General features: G+C 39.6%; 14 protein-coding genes, 1 tRNA gene and 2 pseudogenes. 2 read left to right on the top strand and 15 right to left on the bottom strand.

All coding sequences use genetic code 11. The features are described from left to right. Positions 1–121: 121 nt before the first annotated feature. From AC3IRX_RS09275 to lpdA, 12 genes are all read right to left on the bottom strand, one after another. Positions 122–988, bottom strand: coding sequence for an AAA domain-containing protein (locus AC3IRX_RS09275; protein ID WP_489209916.1), 867 nt, complete (start codon positions 986–988; stop codon positions 122–124). A gap of 105 nt (positions 989–1,093) precedes the next feature. Beyond that, complete coding sequence (gene istB, locus AC3IRX_RS09270) at positions 1,094–1,837, bottom strand: IS21-like element helper ATPase IstB (protein WP_489209914.1); 744 nt, start codon at positions 1,835–1,837, stop codon at positions 1,094–1,096. Between the two features lie 49 nt (positions 1,838–1,886). Continuing rightward, entirely contained in the window at positions 1,887–3,032 is a 1,146-nt protein-coding gene (istA, locus tag AC3IRX_RS09265) for an IS21 family transposase (RefSeq protein WP_489209912.1), read from the bottom strand. Then, positions 3,013–3,441, bottom strand: coding sequence for a hypothetical protein (locus AC3IRX_RS09260; protein WP_489209910.1), 429 nt, complete (start codon positions 3,439–3,441; stop codon positions 3,013–3,015). Before AC3IRX_RS09260 ends, istA begins: the two co-directional genes overlap by 20 nt. A gap of 458 nt (positions 3,442–3,899) precedes the next feature. Next, entirely contained in the window at positions 3,900–4,481 is a 582-nt protein-coding gene (locus AC3IRX_RS09255) for an APC family permease (protein WP_489209908.1), read from the bottom strand. Positions 4,482–4,599: 118 nt separating this feature from the next. Then, the gene (locus tag AC3IRX_RS09250; RefSeq protein WP_489209905.1) at positions 4,600–4,929 is read right to left on the bottom strand and encodes an amino acid permease; all 330 of its coding nucleotides are present in this window, start codon (positions 4,927–4,929) and stop codon (positions 4,600–4,602) included. Positions 4,930–5,189: 260 nt separating this feature from the next. Beyond that, on the bottom strand, positions 5,190–5,870 hold the full coding sequence (locus AC3IRX_RS09245; protein WP_489209904.1) for a lipoprotein signal peptidase: 681 nt from the start codon (positions 5,868–5,870) through the stop codon (positions 5,190–5,192). A 157-nt stretch (positions 5,871–6,027) separates the two neighbouring features. Then, entirely contained in the window at positions 6,028–6,819 is a 792-nt protein-coding gene (locus AC3IRX_RS09240) for a cation efflux transmembrane domain-containing protein (protein WP_489209902.1), read from the bottom strand. A gap of 316 nt (positions 6,820–7,135) precedes the next feature. Next, the gene (locus AC3IRX_RS09235) at positions 7,136–7,285 is read right to left on the bottom strand and encodes a hypothetical protein (RefSeq protein WP_489209901.1); all 150 of its coding nucleotides are present in this window, start codon (positions 7,283–7,285) and stop codon (positions 7,136–7,138) included. Between the two features lie 50 nt (positions 7,286–7,335). Next, on the bottom strand, positions 7,336–7,962 hold the full coding sequence (locus AC3IRX_RS09230; protein ID WP_489209899.1) for a cation efflux transmembrane domain-containing protein: 627 nt from the start codon (positions 7,960–7,962) through the stop codon (positions 7,336–7,338). 277 nt (positions 7,963–8,239) lie between these two features. Then, positions 8,240–9,355, bottom strand: coding sequence for a cytochrome P450 (locus AC3IRX_RS09225; RefSeq protein WP_489209898.1), 1,116 nt, complete (start codon positions 9,353–9,355; stop codon positions 8,240–8,242). 118 nt (positions 9,356–9,473) lie between these two features. Next, positions 9,474–10,877, bottom strand: coding sequence for a dihydrolipoyl dehydrogenase (gene lpdA, locus AC3IRX_RS09220; RefSeq protein WP_115169386.1), 1,404 nt, complete (start codon positions 10,875–10,877; stop codon positions 9,474–9,476). A gap of 170 nt (positions 10,878–11,047) precedes the next feature. Here lpdA and AC3IRX_RS09215 point away from each other — a divergent pair. Further along, positions 11,048–12,423, top strand: a pseudogene (locus AC3IRX_RS09215) (IS3 family transposase). An 86-nt stretch (positions 12,424–12,509) separates the two neighbouring features. Further along, positions 12,510–14,279, top strand: a pseudogene (locus tag AC3IRX_RS09210) (helicase-related protein); the annotation flags it as partial. A 69-nt stretch (positions 14,280–14,348) separates the two neighbouring features. Here AC3IRX_RS09210 and AC3IRX_RS09205 read toward each other — a convergent pair. From AC3IRX_RS09205 to clpX, 3 genes are all read right to left on the bottom strand, one after another. Beyond that, positions 14,349–14,422: transfer RNA gene (locus tag AC3IRX_RS09205), tRNA-Met, on the bottom strand. A 43-nt stretch (positions 14,423–14,465) separates the two neighbouring features. Beyond that, complete coding sequence (locus tag AC3IRX_RS09200; protein ID WP_489209895.1) at positions 14,466–15,749, bottom strand: peroxiredoxin family protein; 1,284 nt, start codon at positions 15,747–15,749, stop codon at positions 14,466–14,468. 81 nt (positions 15,750–15,830) lie between these two features. Beyond that, positions 15,831–17,036 carry an ATP-dependent Clp protease ATP-binding subunit ClpX gene (gene clpX / locus AC3IRX_RS09195; protein WP_489209893.1) on the bottom strand — a complete coding sequence of 402 codons (1,206 nt, stop codon included), beginning with the start codon at positions 17,034–17,036 and terminating at the stop codon, positions 15,831–15,833. Positions 17,037–17,197: the final 161 nt, after the last annotated feature.

Below are 17,197 nucleotides of genomic sequence, written 5' to 3'. Positions count from 1 at the left end.
ACAAGCTATTTTAAACCCAAAATACTAATAATCAGTAAATTATAGGTGGTTTGAGGAGAGACTAGTTATTAACAAGAATTCATTAGTCCATATTTTATACAAATTAGTACAATAGAAAAAGTTAGGGTTTTAATTGTACGTCCACTGCTATTTCCTCGCAACGGATTTCATATTTTTTTTCGGGTTTGGAATACACATTAACGGATTGATGCGTGGTAGCAAATGTATTATCATACACATAGGTATTAGAACCTAATAACTTTTCTTCAACGATTTCAGAATTGTAAACTGATAATCTACCTACGGCGTGGTTGTTTATTAGTCTTTCAATTTTCTTTATGCGATACAAATTCTCTACGTCTTGCGTATGGTCATCCGGCATCAGGATAAATAAATAATCTCTTGCCCTACTGATTGCAACATTCAAAACATTTTGCTTGTTAAGAAACATTGCAGGTGATTTGCTTATACCAAAAGGCGGATTAAATACTGATATGATAATATCACATTCATCACCCTGAAAGCCGTGGATTGTACCGATAAGTATTTCAACCTTATCATCATCATTATGCACTCTCGATAAAAGTTTTTCTATTAAAGTTGCTTGTGCTTTGTAAGGACAAATGATACCAATACGGAAATGGTCTTTATGATCATTGCGTATGTGATTTACCAACTGCATTGCAAACTCAACCGTAAATATTGCTGAATACGTCTGATAGTTAGATTTATTGAGTGTATTTGGTTTATAAATGCTTTCAAATTTTTGAACAGGGAATTTTATAATATTTATGTCTTTGAAATCAAGCCCGGGAATGTTCAATGGCTTTTGTTCTGCTTCCGAACGATGATGCTCTAAAATACCATTATAGGTAAAATGGCTGAACACATTTCCAATAGTTGGAACGCTTCTGTATTGCTTTTGCAGATTAACAATATCAAATTGATGCGGAATAGTAACAGTGCAAAGTTCGGTGTAATTGACCACCTAGATTCGGTTTAAAGTGACCATGTAAGTTCGGTCTAAATTGACCACCTCTTTTTTGTGGTAGAAACGACTGTTTTTCATGTGCTAATTTGTATTCAAATATAATTAATTTTCGGCTCTGTTTATTCCTCTTTTTTTGCGCATCGATTCACCCTTAAGTTCGAGGCGGTGAGATTGATGGATCAGGCGGTCTAAAATAGCATCGGCAATGGTTTTTTCACCGATAATATCGTACCAGCCCTGAACCGGGATTTGCGAAGTTACAATGACAGAACCATTGTTATGACGGTCTTCAATGAGTTCTAAAAGAGTTATTCTGTTTTGACTGTCCAATGCCTGGAGTCCAAAATCATCCAATATAATCACCTCTTGGCGTTGTATTTTAGCCAGTTCCCGAAGATAAGAGCCATCCGCTTTTGCCATTTTCAATTTAGCAAACAATTTATTGGTGTTAAAATAACTGACCTTAAAACCCTCTATACATGCCTGATAACCAAGTGCAGTGCCTAAATAGCTTTTGCCTACGCCCGTACTTCCGGTGATTAAGATGTTTTCATTTTTTTCTACAAATTCGCATCCAGCTAAGCGCAGCACCAGATTGCGGTCCAAGTTTCGGGACTGCTCGAAGTTGATACTTTCGATATTCGATTTATAATGGAATCGCGCGTTCTTGATGCTTCTTTCGATGCGCCTGTTGTGCCGTTCATCCCATTCTGCATCGATCAGCATCGAGATAAACTCATCGAGTGTGTAATGATCTGTTTTACCACTTTCAATAGCGGTTTTAAACGCATGATGCATTCCGTAAAGCTTCATTTGCTTCATTTTGGTAACGGTAGATTCGTTCATAATTTTTAAAATTTAATTTTGTTAATGTCTAAGGTCTAAGGTCTAATATCTAGTTGTAATACTGTTTTCCACGGATATTACCATGGATTGGAAGTTGCTGTTCCGACTCTGATTTTTGTTCAAAATCAATTTGGCCTAAATTGTTTTCTAATATTTTCTGGATGGTTTTAAAGCTGTAAATTTTAAAGTCCAGAGCACGTTTACAGGCATTGATCAATCGCTCTCTACCTACCTTTTTTTCGAAGTTTAATATTCCCATACAACTTTTATAAGCTTGTTCAGGATGATTTCTGCTCTCGATAATTTGGATAATATATTCACCAACAAAGGGATCAATTTCAGTGGCCCAATCAATAAATCGCGACGGACTCCAATCGGACACAAATTGATGCGTACTGGCTAAATGTTCAGCATTGGTGGTATATACGTAAGGTTTGTAATTGCGCTTATGAATCGCAATTCTGTTGTATTTGTGGAAGATTTCTACGGCGGAGGAAGTGTATAAAAGCTTGACTTTTTTCTTGAGATATTGATATGGAACGCTGTAATAGTTTTTGTCCTGACTCAAGAGAACGTGCCCATTCTGCATCACCGTTGCGTGCGACTGGTATTTAATCTCAAAATGCGCTTCTGGAAGTGGATGAAGGTTTTGCTTTTCATCTTCTAAAAACAGCTCTTTGCGGGAGTAAGGACGTGCGGTGAGTTTACTATCGTTGTGCGTCTTTAACAGATCCCAAATTTGTTGGTTTAATTCTGCTAATGAATAGAATGGAGTTTCTTTTAAATGGGCATAAATCCGTCGGTACAAGATCTTCACAGCGCCTTCTACCAAAGATTTATCTCTAGGCTTATAGGCTCTGGCAGGAAAAATGATGGTTCCATAATGCTCTGCAAGGTCGGCGAAGGTTTCATTAATGGTGGGTTCAAAACGGCTGCTTTTGATGACCGCAGATTTTAAATTGTCAGGAACAATGGCCGCGGGAACGCCCTGAAAATAGTGCATCGCATTTTCTACCGAACGTACAAAATCTTCCTTTTGCTGGCTCATCGAAGCTTCTGCATACGTATACTGGCTCGCTCCCAGGATGCCCACAAAAAACTGTACGCTTTTGATCTCACCACTCTTTTTATCGGTAATAGAGAGGGTTTTACCAGCGTAATCCACATACATTTTATCACCGGCTTTGTGGTTCATGTGCATCACAGGATTCACCCGTTTTGCCCATATCTTGTAATGATGCCGGAATTGGGTGGATCTGAAAACCATCGGGATACAAAGCGATATACTGCTCCCAAGTTCGATAAATAGTAACTCCTACCTTTTTTAATTCCCGTTCCATCACCGGAAAATAATCGTACAAAGTCTGTAATTTGGGACTTACGGATTCCTCAATAGTATGAGAAAACAAAAGTTCAAGTTCTGCATCTGTCTTTTCGTTAATGATCTCAAAACTTAATCCAAGGACTTCAAATAACGAAATATACTTCTTTACGGTGTTTCTGGAAAGCGATAAGTATTTGCTGATAAACAACTTACTCTTCCCATTGCTATAAAATTTAAGGACTTTTCTAATTTTACTCATGTCTGTTGTTTTATTGGCCATAATCCGTATTTTTTATACGAATTTATGACGCTAACAACATGAAAAAATCAATCGTTTTTAACTGAAAAAATTAACCAAAATCCAGGTGGTCAATTTGCTCCGAATCCAGGTGGTCAGTTTGCTCCGAATCCAGGTGGTCAGTTTGCTCCAAATCTGGTGGTCAATTTACTCCGAATCTGGGTGGTCAATTTGTCCGTTTTTTCCAATATGATTAGATAATCCCTGTTTTAGTCCCTGATTTTTTAAGTAGGGACTAATTTTGATTATTTGTAAAGTCAAAAATCAAATGCTTTAAAATTCCTATTTTGGGGTGATTGGTTACATGAGTATCGCCAAAATTGGCAGTATCGGCACTCTCCAAATAGCTAATGTGACTTTAAAAGGTCTTTCTTTATAGGGTGCTTTGAAACGAAATACGATAAGGGCAATATTCACGGCAACAAAAACAAGCAACGCGCCTAAGATGACATTCCTGCTACTATTTTAATATCTCCCAACAATAAAAATCCAGCAACTGCGGCCACAACCACAAGGGTAGTAACCCACGGAACCTTCTGTGCATTGGTTTTGGTCATAAATTTCGGAAGTTCACTCAGGTCTGCCATTCCAAAAAGTAACCTACTAATTGAAATAATTCCACTAAAGGCAGCATTTGCAGTAGCAAAAAGTGCTGCGATAGCCAAGGCAACAGGTAACCAACTGTTGAGACTGGATGCCGCAAGTGAAAGTGGTGAATCCACTTTGGCCAGTTCGGAAGGGTCAGCAATGTTGAGTACCGTAAAAGATATGAGCAAATAGATAACGGTTGTAAAAACCATTGTCAATAGAAAGGCACGAGGAATTGTCTTGCCAGGTTTTTTTACTTCTGAACCCAAAGCCGCCATATGTTCAAAGCCAGTATAAACAAAAAACAAGGTAGCCGTTGCCGCCAAAGTACCGGAAAAGGATTCAACTTTAAAAAATGCTGCTTTTGGTGGGCCTGTTTCCAAAAGTCCGAACGCTATAAGAAGGAACAATCCCAAGAGCTGAATACTAACCATAATGATATTAGCGATAGATGATTTCTTGATGCCCGTAAATGCTTATCAACGAGAGCATAACCAAAACACCATAACTGACAAGTAGGGAAGGAATACTAAAAAAAGTGTTGAAATAGCCTCAAAATGCCAGTAGCACCGCAGCGATGATGGCCGAACTGTGGAACGCAATCGTCCAGCCCGTGAGAAAAGACGGAATATCAATTTTAGGAAACGCCTTGCGTACAAAAATAAATTCCGCACCTGCATTCGGATAGGTTGAGGATAATTCAGCATAAGACATTGCCGAGACACTTGCCGCAATAGCCGCAAAAATGAAACTCAACCAAAGGTCTGTGCCCGCTTGTCCAGCGGCTGCGCCGCTTACCGTGTATATTCCTGCTCCCACAATAGTACCAACTCCATAAAAGGTAAGTCGAAGCGTTCCCAATGATTTTTTTAGTGCTGCCAAAATAATATAACTTTATAATTCATTTCTTCCCAAATTCCTTTTTTCTATCTTAGCCTTAACGATGCTACGCTCTAAAGTCTTTTCTTTTCAGCATTTGTTGTTCAAAGGGAAGTCCTTGCATATTTCAATGCTATTGCCCAAACACCTTCAAACAATACATCGAACCTCTTTTGGTAATCCTTGAACAATTTGTCTTCACCCCCAATGTGCTGTCCTAGCTGCTTATCCCAATACTACTACCCAAAGCCAAACGTTCATAACTAATCGTTGTTTATAATTGTTCTGTTACCTTCAGTATATTTCGACTTTTTCTTATCCGATATTTTCTGGTCTTTGCTTTGCTTGTTTTGAAAGATCAGGAGTAAAATAACTCCTGTGCTAATCCAAACATCTGCGGTATTGAATACAGGGTCGAAAAAAGTAAATTCATTACCTCCCCATAGTGGCAGCCATTCCGGAAGCCTTGTATCAATAATAGGAAAGAACCACATATCCACCACATTGCCATTTAAAAATCCAGCATAACCAGCGCCTGACGGGAATATTTCTGCAATATTGCGAAGTGCGGGATCACTTTTTTCAAAGATCAGTCCGTAAAATGCACCGTCAATCAAATTACCCAATGCACCTGCGTATATAAATGCTGCACAGATTATAAAGACCTTTGCATACCCCTTACGTATCATCTTTTTGATATAAAACGTCCCCCAAATAACGGCTACTAAGCGAAATAATATTAAAACAAATTTGTCCAGATAACCCTCGCCAAATTTAAAACCCCAGGCCATGCCCGGATTTTCCAAAAAATGTAAGCGAAACCAATCCAGGCCAAATACGTAGTACTCCTCGCCATAATAAAAATGGGTCTTCACATAAATCTTTATGGCCTGGTCTATTGCCAACAAAAGTAAAATCAATAATGCTACACTACTTTTATTCATAATTTCCTTATTGTTGCCAACGTCAGTTTGTCTAAAAACCTAAACCTAACCGCTGAGAATCGAATATACGCCAATTTTGTAAGATAGGTGTCCGTGTATGGAATAGTCATTTTGAGGTTATTAGACAGTTTGACGTTTTGTGCAACATATATTTGCATTATTTAGATAATTTTAAAATTCTTATGGCGCCCCGCATCACAAACGTGAAAACGATTCCGCCAATTACCAAATCGGGCCATTTGCTATTCAGAAAATAGACCAGTACCCCTGCTACTATAACACCACCGTTTACAATAATATCATTGGACGTAAAAATGGCACTTGCCTGCATATGCGCCTCCTTACTTTTGGCCTTGTTAATGAGCCAGAGCGATATCAGATTACCCACCAATGCGAAAATTGAAACGATAATCATCCATTGGAACAAGGGCGTTTCGGTATTGCTGAAAAATCTTCTAAAGACCTCTGCAAACCCAAGTGTCGCCAATGCGATCTGAAAGTATCCGCTGAATTTTGCGACCTTCTTTTTTCTTGAAATGGCACCACCTACCGCGAACAGGCTTAGCGCATAAACGATGGAATCTGCCAGCATATCCAAAGAATCTGCAATAAGGCCCATAGAAGAAGAGATCCACCCCGTGGTCATTTCGATAACGAAAAAGCCAAAATTGATGCCCAAGACCCACCAAAGGATTCTTTTTTGTTTGGATTGGTCTTCCATTACGGGAGGCTCCGCTTCTTCGGTCCCCTCAAAGAAATCCCCAAGTTTTAAGCTGGCTATTGATGTTTGAATATCTTCGATTCCATCCACGTGATATACTTCCAATTTCCTTTTGGGAATATCAAAATCCAAATGTTTGACTTGAGTATAAGACTCCAACTTCATCCGGATCATCTGCTCTTCCGAAGGACAATCCATTTTAGCTATCTTAAATGTTGTTTTCTCCATTATCTCTTTTTTTATTTTTAATCCTCGTTTTAAAAATTGTAATTTTTTTTCCGGCACAATTGCTACAAACTCCTTGTAACTGCAGGTTTACTTCCTCTGCCTGAAACTATTCCGGCAAAGGCACTTCCAGAATTTTATATTTAAGCAAGCATAAGGTTTCTTTGCAAATTTTTTAATAAAAATGCACATGCATATCTTCAGGTGCGCTTATACATCCATCTTCACACAAAGCATACTTTCTGGCTCCTGTTCCGTACTCTATGCTATGAACCAAGCCTTTTCTTTCAAAAGTCTTTAAGGTTCTATATAGGGCAACCTATCTGCTTTTTCGAAAGCTACTTCCAGATCCTGCAGACTTACTGCTGCTATTTACTTTTGCTTTCGCAGTGTTTCCAAAACCAGCAGGCGCATTGCCATTTGGGCTAATATTTTTTATTTTTAGTTTATTTTCAATATTTGAAAGCATAATTAAATCCTTTATAAAAATTGATGTATCCTCTGATAACCCCTTCTTTACTATAATTTTTTAGCTCTCCAACGCGCATCCCGTGCTTCCTTAAGAATTTCCCATCCTCCTTTTAGCACAATTCCCACGGTTATAAGGCTGATGATCAAATCCGGAAGAGGGGAATTAAACAGCATCACTGCGACACCGGATAATACAATCCCTAAATTAACAAGCATATCGTTGCTGGTAAATACCATAGAGGCCTTCATGTGTACGCCTCTTTCACCCTGAGATTTCAGCAAGCGCAAGGCAAGAAGGTTACTCGCCGCATTCACTATCGCCGTAATAATCATTGCCCAGCCAATTGGTTCAGTTTCTATTATGAAACGTCTGATGACTTCGCCAAGCAACACCAAACCTAATACCAACAATAGCACGCCGGAAAGTGTTGCTGCCCGTGATTGGGCAGCAACACCTTTGCCTACGGCATACAAACTGACAATGTAAACGGCTGAGTCAGCAAGATTGTCAAGCGCAGCACCTAACAGGCCAGTGGAACTTGCTATAAAACCAACAGTACCGGCCATTACAACCTGGAACATATTGATCCCCAGGACCTGTTTTAATGTTTTTCTTTCAGCTTTATTGGAGGCATCAAGCTGAATTTCGTCTTTTTCGTTGTTATTATCGCTCATGATTGTCTGTTATCTTAAATTGAATTATTTCACGAAACTGCCGCCGGAAATGTTTACTTTGCCGTCTTTCCATTTCTTTTACGCCTTTCTTAGCCTTCCAGGTACCAAAAGCATCCATAAACGATTCGTGGTTTTTAATTTTCGTATGGCAATGTTTTTATTTTACTTAATATAAAACCACTGCTTGGCAGCGTGGGCATACGGGATAAACTAAATGTCAAATCCTGATCGGGCACCTCATAAGTTATCCGGTTAATCAGAAAATCTACAGCTTGTTTCATCGATTCAATAGTGAGCCATTCACCCGCACACCGATGGCCGTGTAAATGTTCTCCTCACCCTGTGGGATTAAGGTAAAGGGATTACCGTCCCAGTTTATAAATCTCTCAGGATGAAATTCATGGGGGTCTTTCCATAATTCACGATCGTGAAGCATGCCATATATATCCAGCAACACCAACCTGCCACGCTTAAATGTATATTCCTTCCATTCAAATTCTTTTCGCACAATAGCGCCTACCATAGGGGTAAATGGATAAAACATTCGTACTTCCTGTACCAGCATTTCTGTCAGATTGTCTTTCCCTGTCTGTATTTCTTTTTTATATTGTGGATATTGATGTAAAGCAAGAGCAGTAAAAGTAATGTAGGTTGCTATGGCTACGGTGGGCCTTAATACATTTATCAGTTCTACTGCTGCAACCTTTGTGTCCAACAATTTGCCATCAAGCTCACGGTGGAAAGCAATTGTGTGGGCAGCAGTACCCTTTTCTACATGAATTTTACAGTTTCGGATTTCTTTAATAAGGTTACCAATCCACTTTTCAGCTCTTTTCCGAGCCTGCTTTCCCCGCCAATGCCGTGGACCAATGGCTCCAAAGGCATCTACCATAGCCCCAAGGTCCCTGGCCCTTTGTTGCACTTCTTCTTCCCGCAGCGGAACTCCCGACCATGTACAAACTGCACGACAGAGAATTTCCTGTACTTCGTTAAATAATATAATTTGCTCTTCTTTCTCCCATTTACTAATGTATGTTTCCCAGTAGCTTTTTTGAAATTCCAGGAACCTTCGAAGGCTATCCGGTTTCATCAAAGACATAAACATTTCTTTTCTTTGCCTGTGTGCTGAATTATCCAATGTCTGGACGCCCTTCTGGCCGAATAATGTTTTTTGCACCCTTTTAGGAGTAGCTCCTTTGCGTTGAAACTTTTCAGTATCATAGAAAACCTCCGCGGCGTCTTTTCCACTGATGCAAATTGCTTTCTTTAACCTTAAGCGGGTTCTAAAAATATCAGTCCCAAGCTTTTCACGCTTTTTCTGAATAAATTCATAGCCGTCACGAAGTAGTATCAAACTACTATCAAAGTTTTTGTCTTTCGGAATAGCTGTCATGTTCTTTACATCTTTAAAAAATAATCTTTCATTTTTTAGACCAGTAACTGATACTTAATACAATTTAAGTTATGTTGAATTACAGCTACTGCATCATTTAATACAAAGCCCTCCTATATTAAATATGCAATGCCCTGTCTTCGGTAGCTGCCAGACAGGCTTCTTTAAAGGTCTCGGAAAATGTGGGGTGCCCGTGCGACATCCGTGCAACATCTTCGGCAGATGCCCTAAACTCCATTGCCACCACCGCTTCGGTATAACTGTCTGCAATGCGGGGGCCTATCATATGCACGCCCAATATCTCATCGGTCTGTTTATCGGCTATAACCTTGATAAAGCCATCGGTATCCATACTTATTTTTGCCCTTGCATTGGCCTTGAATGGAAAAGATCCTGTTTTTATAGTTTTATTGGCCTTCTTCAATTCTTCCTCTGTCAATCCTACTCCTGCAACCTCTGGCTGGGTATACACGATATTTGGGATAAGCGAATAATTGATATGGGGTTTTTGGCCAACAATCCGTTCGGCTACAAAAACGCCTTCCTCACTGGCTTTATGGGCAAGCATTGCCCCTCGGATTACATCCCCAAGGGCATATACTCCCTTGACGTTGGTTTCGAGGTTTTCATCTACCTTTATCTGTCCATTCTCATTGGTTTCCACTCCTATATTTTCAAGCCCTAAATTGGCGGTATATGGTTTTCGGCCAATGGCCATAAGGCAGTAATCGCCTTCTAAATTCATTTCTTCTTTATTGGAAAGGTTTTCCGCATTTAACGCCACTTTGCCATTAGTTGCCGTTGCATTTGTCACCTTATGTTCCAAATAAAAATCAATTCCCTGTTTCCTTAGGGAACGGTGCAATTGATGTCCCAGTGCGCCATCCATAGTGGCAATAAGGCTATCAAAATATTCTACTATAGAAACCTTTGAACCCAAGCGGGCGAATACGGAACCTATCTCGACCCCGATAACGCCGCCGCCAACGACCATTAAATGCTTGGGGATGTCCCGTAGGGCAAGGGCTTCGGTGGAAGAGATTATCCTTTTTTTATCGATTTCAATATTGGGCAGTGAAGCGGGTTTGGATCCGGTGGCAATGATGATTTTATCGGTTTCTATGGTTTCCGTTTTATCTTCGCCCTTAATTTCAATAGTATTTTTATCCTTGATGATACCGTGGCCTTCATAAACGGTGACCTTGTTCTTTTTCATCAGATAATCAACGCCATTGATGATTTCCTGTACCACATCTTGAACCCTTTGGTTCATTTTCAGGATATCGACATTGGCCTCTTTAACATCAATCCCAAATTTTTCGAATTGATGCTTGAGTTTGTAGTAATGCTCAGAAGCTTCCAACCAAGCTTTTGACGGAATACAGCCCACGTTAAGACAGGTACCGCCCAACGTGCTGTACCTTTCAACAATGGCCACTTTTAATCCCAATTGGGCGCAACGGATGGCACTTACATACCCACCCGGGCCAGACCCTATAATAGTTACATCAAATTTTTCCATATTCGTATTTTTTTAAGTTAGTTAAGGTAGAAAAAACCTGAACCTGACCTTTGGTCACGAGAATTCAGTTTTCTGTAAATCGTCAGCAAAAAGTGTACTGATTTAGTTCAGAACTAAGATAGTGTTTTCATAATAAACAGAACAAAAAAAACCATTAAATTTGATTTATTATGACAGCCAAAAAACCAATCAGTAATCCTGAAAATTATTTAAAAGACATCCGCAGAAAAACCAGAAGGATTTTCACCGCGGAACAAAAGATCCTAATTGTGATGGAAGCCCTTCGGGCTGAAACCTCCATAGCCGAACTCTGTCGCAAGCACGCTATTCAGGAATCTACCTTCTACAAATGGAATAAGGAGTTCATTGAAGCCGGTAAAAAGCAACTCTCAGGAGATACTCTTCGCCAGGCAACCTCCGAAGAAGTCTCTCAGCTTCGGGAAGAGAACCGAAAACTCAAGGAGACGGTCGCCGACCTCGTTATCCGCTACGACATTGTAAAAAAAAGTTTGGAAATTCTGGAATAACCGAAAAATACAGAAAGTATATGAGGTTGTTACCTGAAGAAAAACTGGAAATCATCCAAATGGTTACCCGTAGTGAAATCGGCGTCAACAGGACGCTCAGGGAACTTGGCATTCACAAAAGCACCTTCTACAAGTGGTATAATCTGTACCTTGAGAAAGGTGAAGCGGGATTTCATTCTTCCCCTTCTTCTGGCAGAAGGCAGTGGAACAACATTCCTGAAGAAGAGAAAAATCTGGTGGTAGAAATCGCTTTGAATTATCCTGAACTCTCCAGCAGAGAACTGGCTCATAAAATCACCGATGAGAAGGGTGTATTTATCTCAGAATCCAGTGTTTACCGTATTTTAAAGAAAAGAGGACTGATAACGGCTCCATCGCACATCCTGATTTCTGCCTCGAATGAATTTAAGGATAAAACCAATTTTGTTCACGAAATGTGGCAGACGGATTTTACTTACTTTAAAATTCTGGGTTGGGGCTGGTACTATCTAAGCACGGTGATTGACGATTTTAGCCGCTATATCGTTCATTGGGAATTGTGCCGAAATATGAAGGTGAATGATGTTCAAAGAACCATTGACCGAGCTGTGAAGAAAGCAGGTTTAAGAAAAGGACAAGTTCCGAAACTTCTATCGGACAACGGTTCTTGCTATATTACCGAGGGATTAAAGGAGTATTTACACGATAATCACGGCATGAAGCAAATCCACGGAAAACCCGCTCATCCACAGACACAAGGCAAGATTGAACGCTACCACAGGACGATGAAAAATGTGGTGAAACTGCATCATTATTACAGTCCAGATGAATTGCAAGCCGCTTTGGAAGTGTTTGTAAACCGCTACAACAATGAGCGTTATCACGAATCTTTGAAGAATCTCACTCCAGCGGATGTGTATTTTGGAAGAGCCGACGAAGTCTTGAAGATAAGACAGCAGATAAAATCTGAAACTCTAAAAAGAAGAAAAAAGGAATATTACAAAAGAAAATTAATCGAAACCTATTTTTTTTCTTTTTAAAAGCAAAAAACTAAACTTTAAATTCTATATTTGAAACAGAAAACACTCTCTAAGAAAAAGTACACTTTCTTTTGAAGACATACAATGACGAAGTCCACAACGCGAACCATATCGTAGGAAAAGTAAGAATAGAAGACCGCCGATTTGCTTCAGACTTTAGAAATCAAAACCAGCAGACTTCAAAGTTGGGTATCAATACTTGGATGGCTGCGCAATACATCCAAGAAAAGAACGACGGTAGAAATGTTACCTTGCTTTCTGCAACGCCATTTACCAACAAACCACTGGAATATTATTCTATTCTCTCCTTGATTGCGAACAAGAGATTAGAAGAATCGGGCTACTTCAATGTGAATACCTTCTTTGAAACCTTTATGGAGGCAGACAACGACATGGAGATTGACGCAAAAGGTGATGTGAAATTCAAGGCGAATGTTCGACGTTTTAAAAACAATTCGCTGTTTCAGCAACTTTTATCTGAATTTATTGATATCAAAGGCGAAGAAGACAATCCCGAATTGGTGCGGCCCAACCGAATCAACAAGGAATATAAGATTGAGCAGAACTATTTAACGAGTGAGCAATACGAAATGCTCAATGAAAACTTTACCGAAACCCAAAAAGGGGCAATTCTTACGCATATCCTTAATGCCCGTTTGATTGCGATTTCACCATATCTTTCTCCCTATTATGAAGGAGAAGAACCGTCTTTAGAAGAGTTTATAGAGGATTCTCCGAAACTAAAACAAACGATGGATTTGATTCGGCAGAACAAAAACGACATTCCGGATTCGGGACAGATTATCTACTCTGAATTAGCTGTTTCGGAATTTCCGAAACTAAGGGAATATTTGGTACGGGAGGTCGGCTACAAACCGGAAGAAGTCGGAGTCATCACCGGAGCAACCAGCAAACCAAACCGTTTAAAGATTCAGGACGATTTCAATTCCGGAAAAATAAAGGTGGTCATCGGAAGCGAGGCGATTCAGGAAGGAATGAACCTTCAGGAAAATACGACGGATATTTACATGCTTTCTCTTCCGTACAACTTTACCTCTCTACGGCAAGTGGAAGGTCGTGCTTGGCGACAAGGAAATAGGAACGAAAATGTAAGAATCAACTTTATGTTGACCAATGACAGCATTGATGTCTTTATGCTTCAAAAATTGCAATCCAAACAGGCAAGATACTTGGAGGCAATGAAGAAGGGAGCCGATGTTTTAGATATTTCTGACATCAGCACGCAGGAACTGAAAACCGCCATCATCACGAATCCCGAAACCAGAGCGAATATAGAAATTGAACTGATGAAAAAGCAAATTGAAACCGAAAAAAATAAATTTTTGGCTGATTCTGCTTTTGTGCTTCGAAAATATGACAGTTTTATTAAAATTCAGGAAGAAGTAACTAAAGCGCAACATAACTACAACCGAATCTTAGGCTATTCCAAGGAAGAGGGCGACAATGCCGAATACTGGAAAAACCAGCTTCCATTTTATCAAAAAACGATTGATTTGACAAAGGAGAAAGTCCAAGAGGAAATTGATATTCTTTCTCAAAAAGGCGTGAATGTGACGGAGATTGAACAGCAGACAAAAATTACTGAAGATAAGATTGCTGAATTGGATAAAAGGTTGGAGGATTTGCCTAATGTTCGGGAGGGATTGGTTGAGAAGTATAGGGAGGAGAAGGAAATGCAGTTGAAAATTAATGAGACTGGAAATTATTTAGGGGAGCGAGCAATTGATAATGTGCTCTTATTTAATAAAAATAATTCCGAACGGATTAATATAGCTATAGAAAGACTGGATGTGCAAAAAGAAGCTGAAAAAGAATATTACAAAATAGGGCGATAAAAAACAGGGACTCAAAGTCCCTGTTTTAGTCCCTGTTATACGTAAATCACTGATTTACAGAATTGTTTGTAGCGAAGACGGGAATTGAACCCGTGACCTCAGGGTTATGAATCCTGCGCTCTAACCAACTGAGCTACCTCGCCATTTGAGTGGTGCAAATATAAACATAATTTGAAAAATCACAAACTAATTTAGACCTAAAAATGCAACAACATCCATCGCGTAGTCAGGCTTACCAATTATCTTATTGTTTTCGTCTAATACAAAGTAAGTTGGCGTTGCAGAAACATTGTATTTTTCCGCAAAACTACTGTACCATCCTCTTAATTCTGTATCATTTACCCATGGATATGCAGTGGCTCTTGACTGGTAGGCTTTGTCTTCCGTGTCAAGTGAGAGTCCAATGATTTCAAAATTATTCTCTTGGAACTTCTTATAATAAGGTATGAATTTAGGAAGATCGGTTTCGCAATGCTGGCAACTCGAGGACCAAAAGACAATCACTTTTCTTTTTGCTTTTAAATCGTGAATCGATTTTGCCTGGGTGTGCGTCGGTGAATTAAATTTATAATCTTCCATCACAGACCCAATCGCTGTATTTTGATTGATTTCAAGCGTAGAGGAAAGTCTTTCATTCAAAGTACATTTAAGATTTTTCGCCTTCGCCAAAAACACTTCTTTCATCTCTAGCATATTGTAGGCTCCAAAGATGTCAATCGCTTCGGATAGGACCGTCTGGCCTCTTGGACTTTCAATATCGAGTGCAGCTAATAAATCATCAATTGCTTTCTCTGCACCCTTTGCATCAAACAGATTCAAATAATTGACAAGCACAGGGCGCATTAAAGTGGAAGTTTCGAGCAGTTCATTTGAGTTGACAAAAAACTGAACAATTTGCTGCGCATCCGGTTTTCCTTCTTGAGGCGCATCGTCCACATACCGATCGTAGTTTTCTGAATAGTAATTTACGAATGGAAAATTCGTTACATCCGGTTTTCCTTTCGAAAGGGTAATAATTTCGCTATTAATGGCCTTATAAAAAGGTTCGTTCGAGGTGTAAAACCCTTGCATTTGAAGAAGAGCCGGCAAAATACTTTCGATCTTGCGCTGGTAATTAAGAATTTGACTCATCGCTTGGTTGGGAGCGTCCTCATAAACCACTTGGGGAAGGCGTCCTTTCGCGGGTTGCAAATTCATATTCACGTCCTTATTCTCAGAAATAAAATTCAAGGTGAAATTAATCTCTGGAAAATAGGCCTTCATCATTCCCACATAGTGGTTAGGATACTTCAGCATCCAGGTATTTCCGCTTCGTACAACTTTGGAAACGAGGACATCTTTTGAGCCATTGACCGTGTAAAAATAGGCCTCTTTAGGCGCAAAGTCTCCACTTGCACTTACTTTCACATTAAACTGCCCATAGGCTATCGAAGTCGCAAAAAAAGCAACGAGTAATCCAAATTGTTTCATGGGTTAAAAATACAAAAAAACTTACGGATTCCTCCGTAAGTTTACTAGGTAAGCTAAAAATAAATGGGCTTAGAAATTTCTCTAGGCTTTCTTTCGAGCTGGTTTTTCTTTAAGGATGTTGCTTTTGGTCAATTTGATTGTTTTTTGCTCGCCAATAGAGAACATATAATCTTCCAACACTTTTTCTGTCGTTCCACGAAGGCCTCTTGCTCCGAGTCCCTTCTCCATCGTTTCCTCCACGATGCGCTCGATGGCACCGTCTGTAAAGTCTAAAGCGATACCGTCCATTTTAAACAGTTCGACATATTGATTCACAATGGAACTCTTTGGCTCTTTCATGATTCGAATCATCGTTTCTTTGGTAAGTTTATCCAAATTCGTAATAATTGGGAATCTACCAAGAAGTTCAGGGATGAGGCCGAAACGTCTTAAATCTAGAGCAGTCAATTGACTTAAAATATATTCATCTTCCTCTGATTTGGACAGTTTATCTAGACTAAACCCGATCGCTTGCTTATTGAGTCGCCTTTCAATAATGTCTTTAATTCCGTCAAACGCACCCCCCGCAATAAACAGGATATTTTGAGTATTGATTTGGATGTATTTTTGATCCGGATGCTTTCTACCCCCTTGCGGCGGCACATTCACAATACTACCTTCTAATAACTTTAAAAGTCCCTGCTGTACACCTTCACCAGAAACATCTCGAGTGATGCTTGCATTGTCAGATTTTCTTGCAATTTTATCAATCTCATCGATAAACACAATTCCTTTCTCTGCTTTTTCTACATCGTAATCCGCTACCATTAGCAATCGAGATAGTATACTCTCGATGTCTTCTCCTACATATCCGGCTTCGGTAAGGATGGTGGCATCCACAATACAAAAAGGAACGTTTAGTTCTTTTGCAATGGTTTTTGCCAAAAGGGTCTTTCCAGTCCCTGTTTCGCCAACCATTATAATATTAGACTTCTCGATCTCAACCTCACGGTCCTTTTGCTCGGCATGGAGCAACCTTTTGTAATGGTTGTACACGGCAATGGAAAGCTGCTTTTTCGCTTGGTCTTGCCCAATGACGTATTGATCTAAAAATAGTTTGATTTCTTTTGGTTTCTTTAAGTCCTCGAGACTCGTCGTGGAAAAAGTCTCACCGCCATGAACCGACTCCTTTACAATAGAATGGGCCTGTTCAATACAGCTTTCACATATGTAACCATCTTGTCCTGCAATTAGCACTTGGACTTCACTTCGTTTTCTTCCACAGAATGAACATTGGTTCGGGTTCATTAATTTTATATCTATTTATGATTAGTTGAGTGAACTGCCTACCCCTTAAGTTTTTCAATGAGTGTGGCATCAAGGGTCCTAGACTCACTAAGCAACGCCTCGCCTTGTTTTTGTTTCTAGTCCGACTGCATTCCACAACCAGACTCGGTTCTCAAAACCTA

This window comes from Epilithonimonas sp. KH_059 (genome assembly GCF_057838485.1).
Note: the sequence above shows the minus strand (reverse complement) of the source record. Positions and strands in the feature narration are given on the sequence as shown.

Coding starts and splice junctions, on each gene's coding strand:
- istB (WP_489209914.1), bottom strand. CDS start 1,837: ATGAACGAATCTACCGTTACCAAAATGAAGCAAATGAAGCTTTACGGA.
- istA (WP_489209912.1), bottom strand. CDS start 3,032: ATGAACCACAAAGCCGGTGATAAAATGTATGTGGATTACGCTGGTAAA.
- AC3IRX_RS09260 (WP_489209910.1), bottom strand. CDS start 3,441: ATGGCCAATAAAACAACAGACATGAGTAAAATTAGAAAAGTCCTTAAA.
- AC3IRX_RS09255 (WP_489209908.1), bottom strand. CDS start 4,481: ATGGTTAGTATTCAGCTCTTGGGATTGTTCCTTCTTATAGCGTTCGGA.
- AC3IRX_RS09245 (WP_489209904.1), bottom strand. CDS start 5,870: ATGAATAAAAGTAGTGTAGCATTATTGATTTTACTTTTGTTGGCAATA.
- AC3IRX_RS09240 (WP_489209902.1), bottom strand. CDS start 6,819: ATGGAGAAAACAACATTTAAGATAGCTAAAATGGATTGTCCTTCGGAA.
- AC3IRX_RS09235 (WP_489209901.1), bottom strand. CDS start 7,285: ATGCTTTCAAATATTGAAAATAAACTAAAAATAAAAAATATTAGCCCA.
- AC3IRX_RS09230 (WP_489209899.1), bottom strand. CDS start 7,962: ATGAGCGATAATAACAACGAAAAAGACGAAATTCAGCTTGATGCCTCC.
- AC3IRX_RS09225 (WP_489209898.1), bottom strand. CDS start 9,355: ATGACAGCTATTCCGAAAGACAAAAACTTTGATAGTAGTTTGATACTA.
- lpdA (WP_115169386.1), bottom strand. CDS start 10,877: ATGGAAAAATTTGATGTAACTATTATAGGGTCTGGCCCGGGTGGGTAT.
- AC3IRX_RS09200 (WP_489209895.1), bottom strand. CDS start 15,749: ATGAAACAATTTGGATTACTCGTTGCTTTTTTTGCGACTTCGATAGCC.
- clpX (WP_489209893.1), bottom strand. CDS start 17,036: ATGAACCCGAACCAATGTTCATTCTGTGGAAGAAAACGAAGTGAAGTC.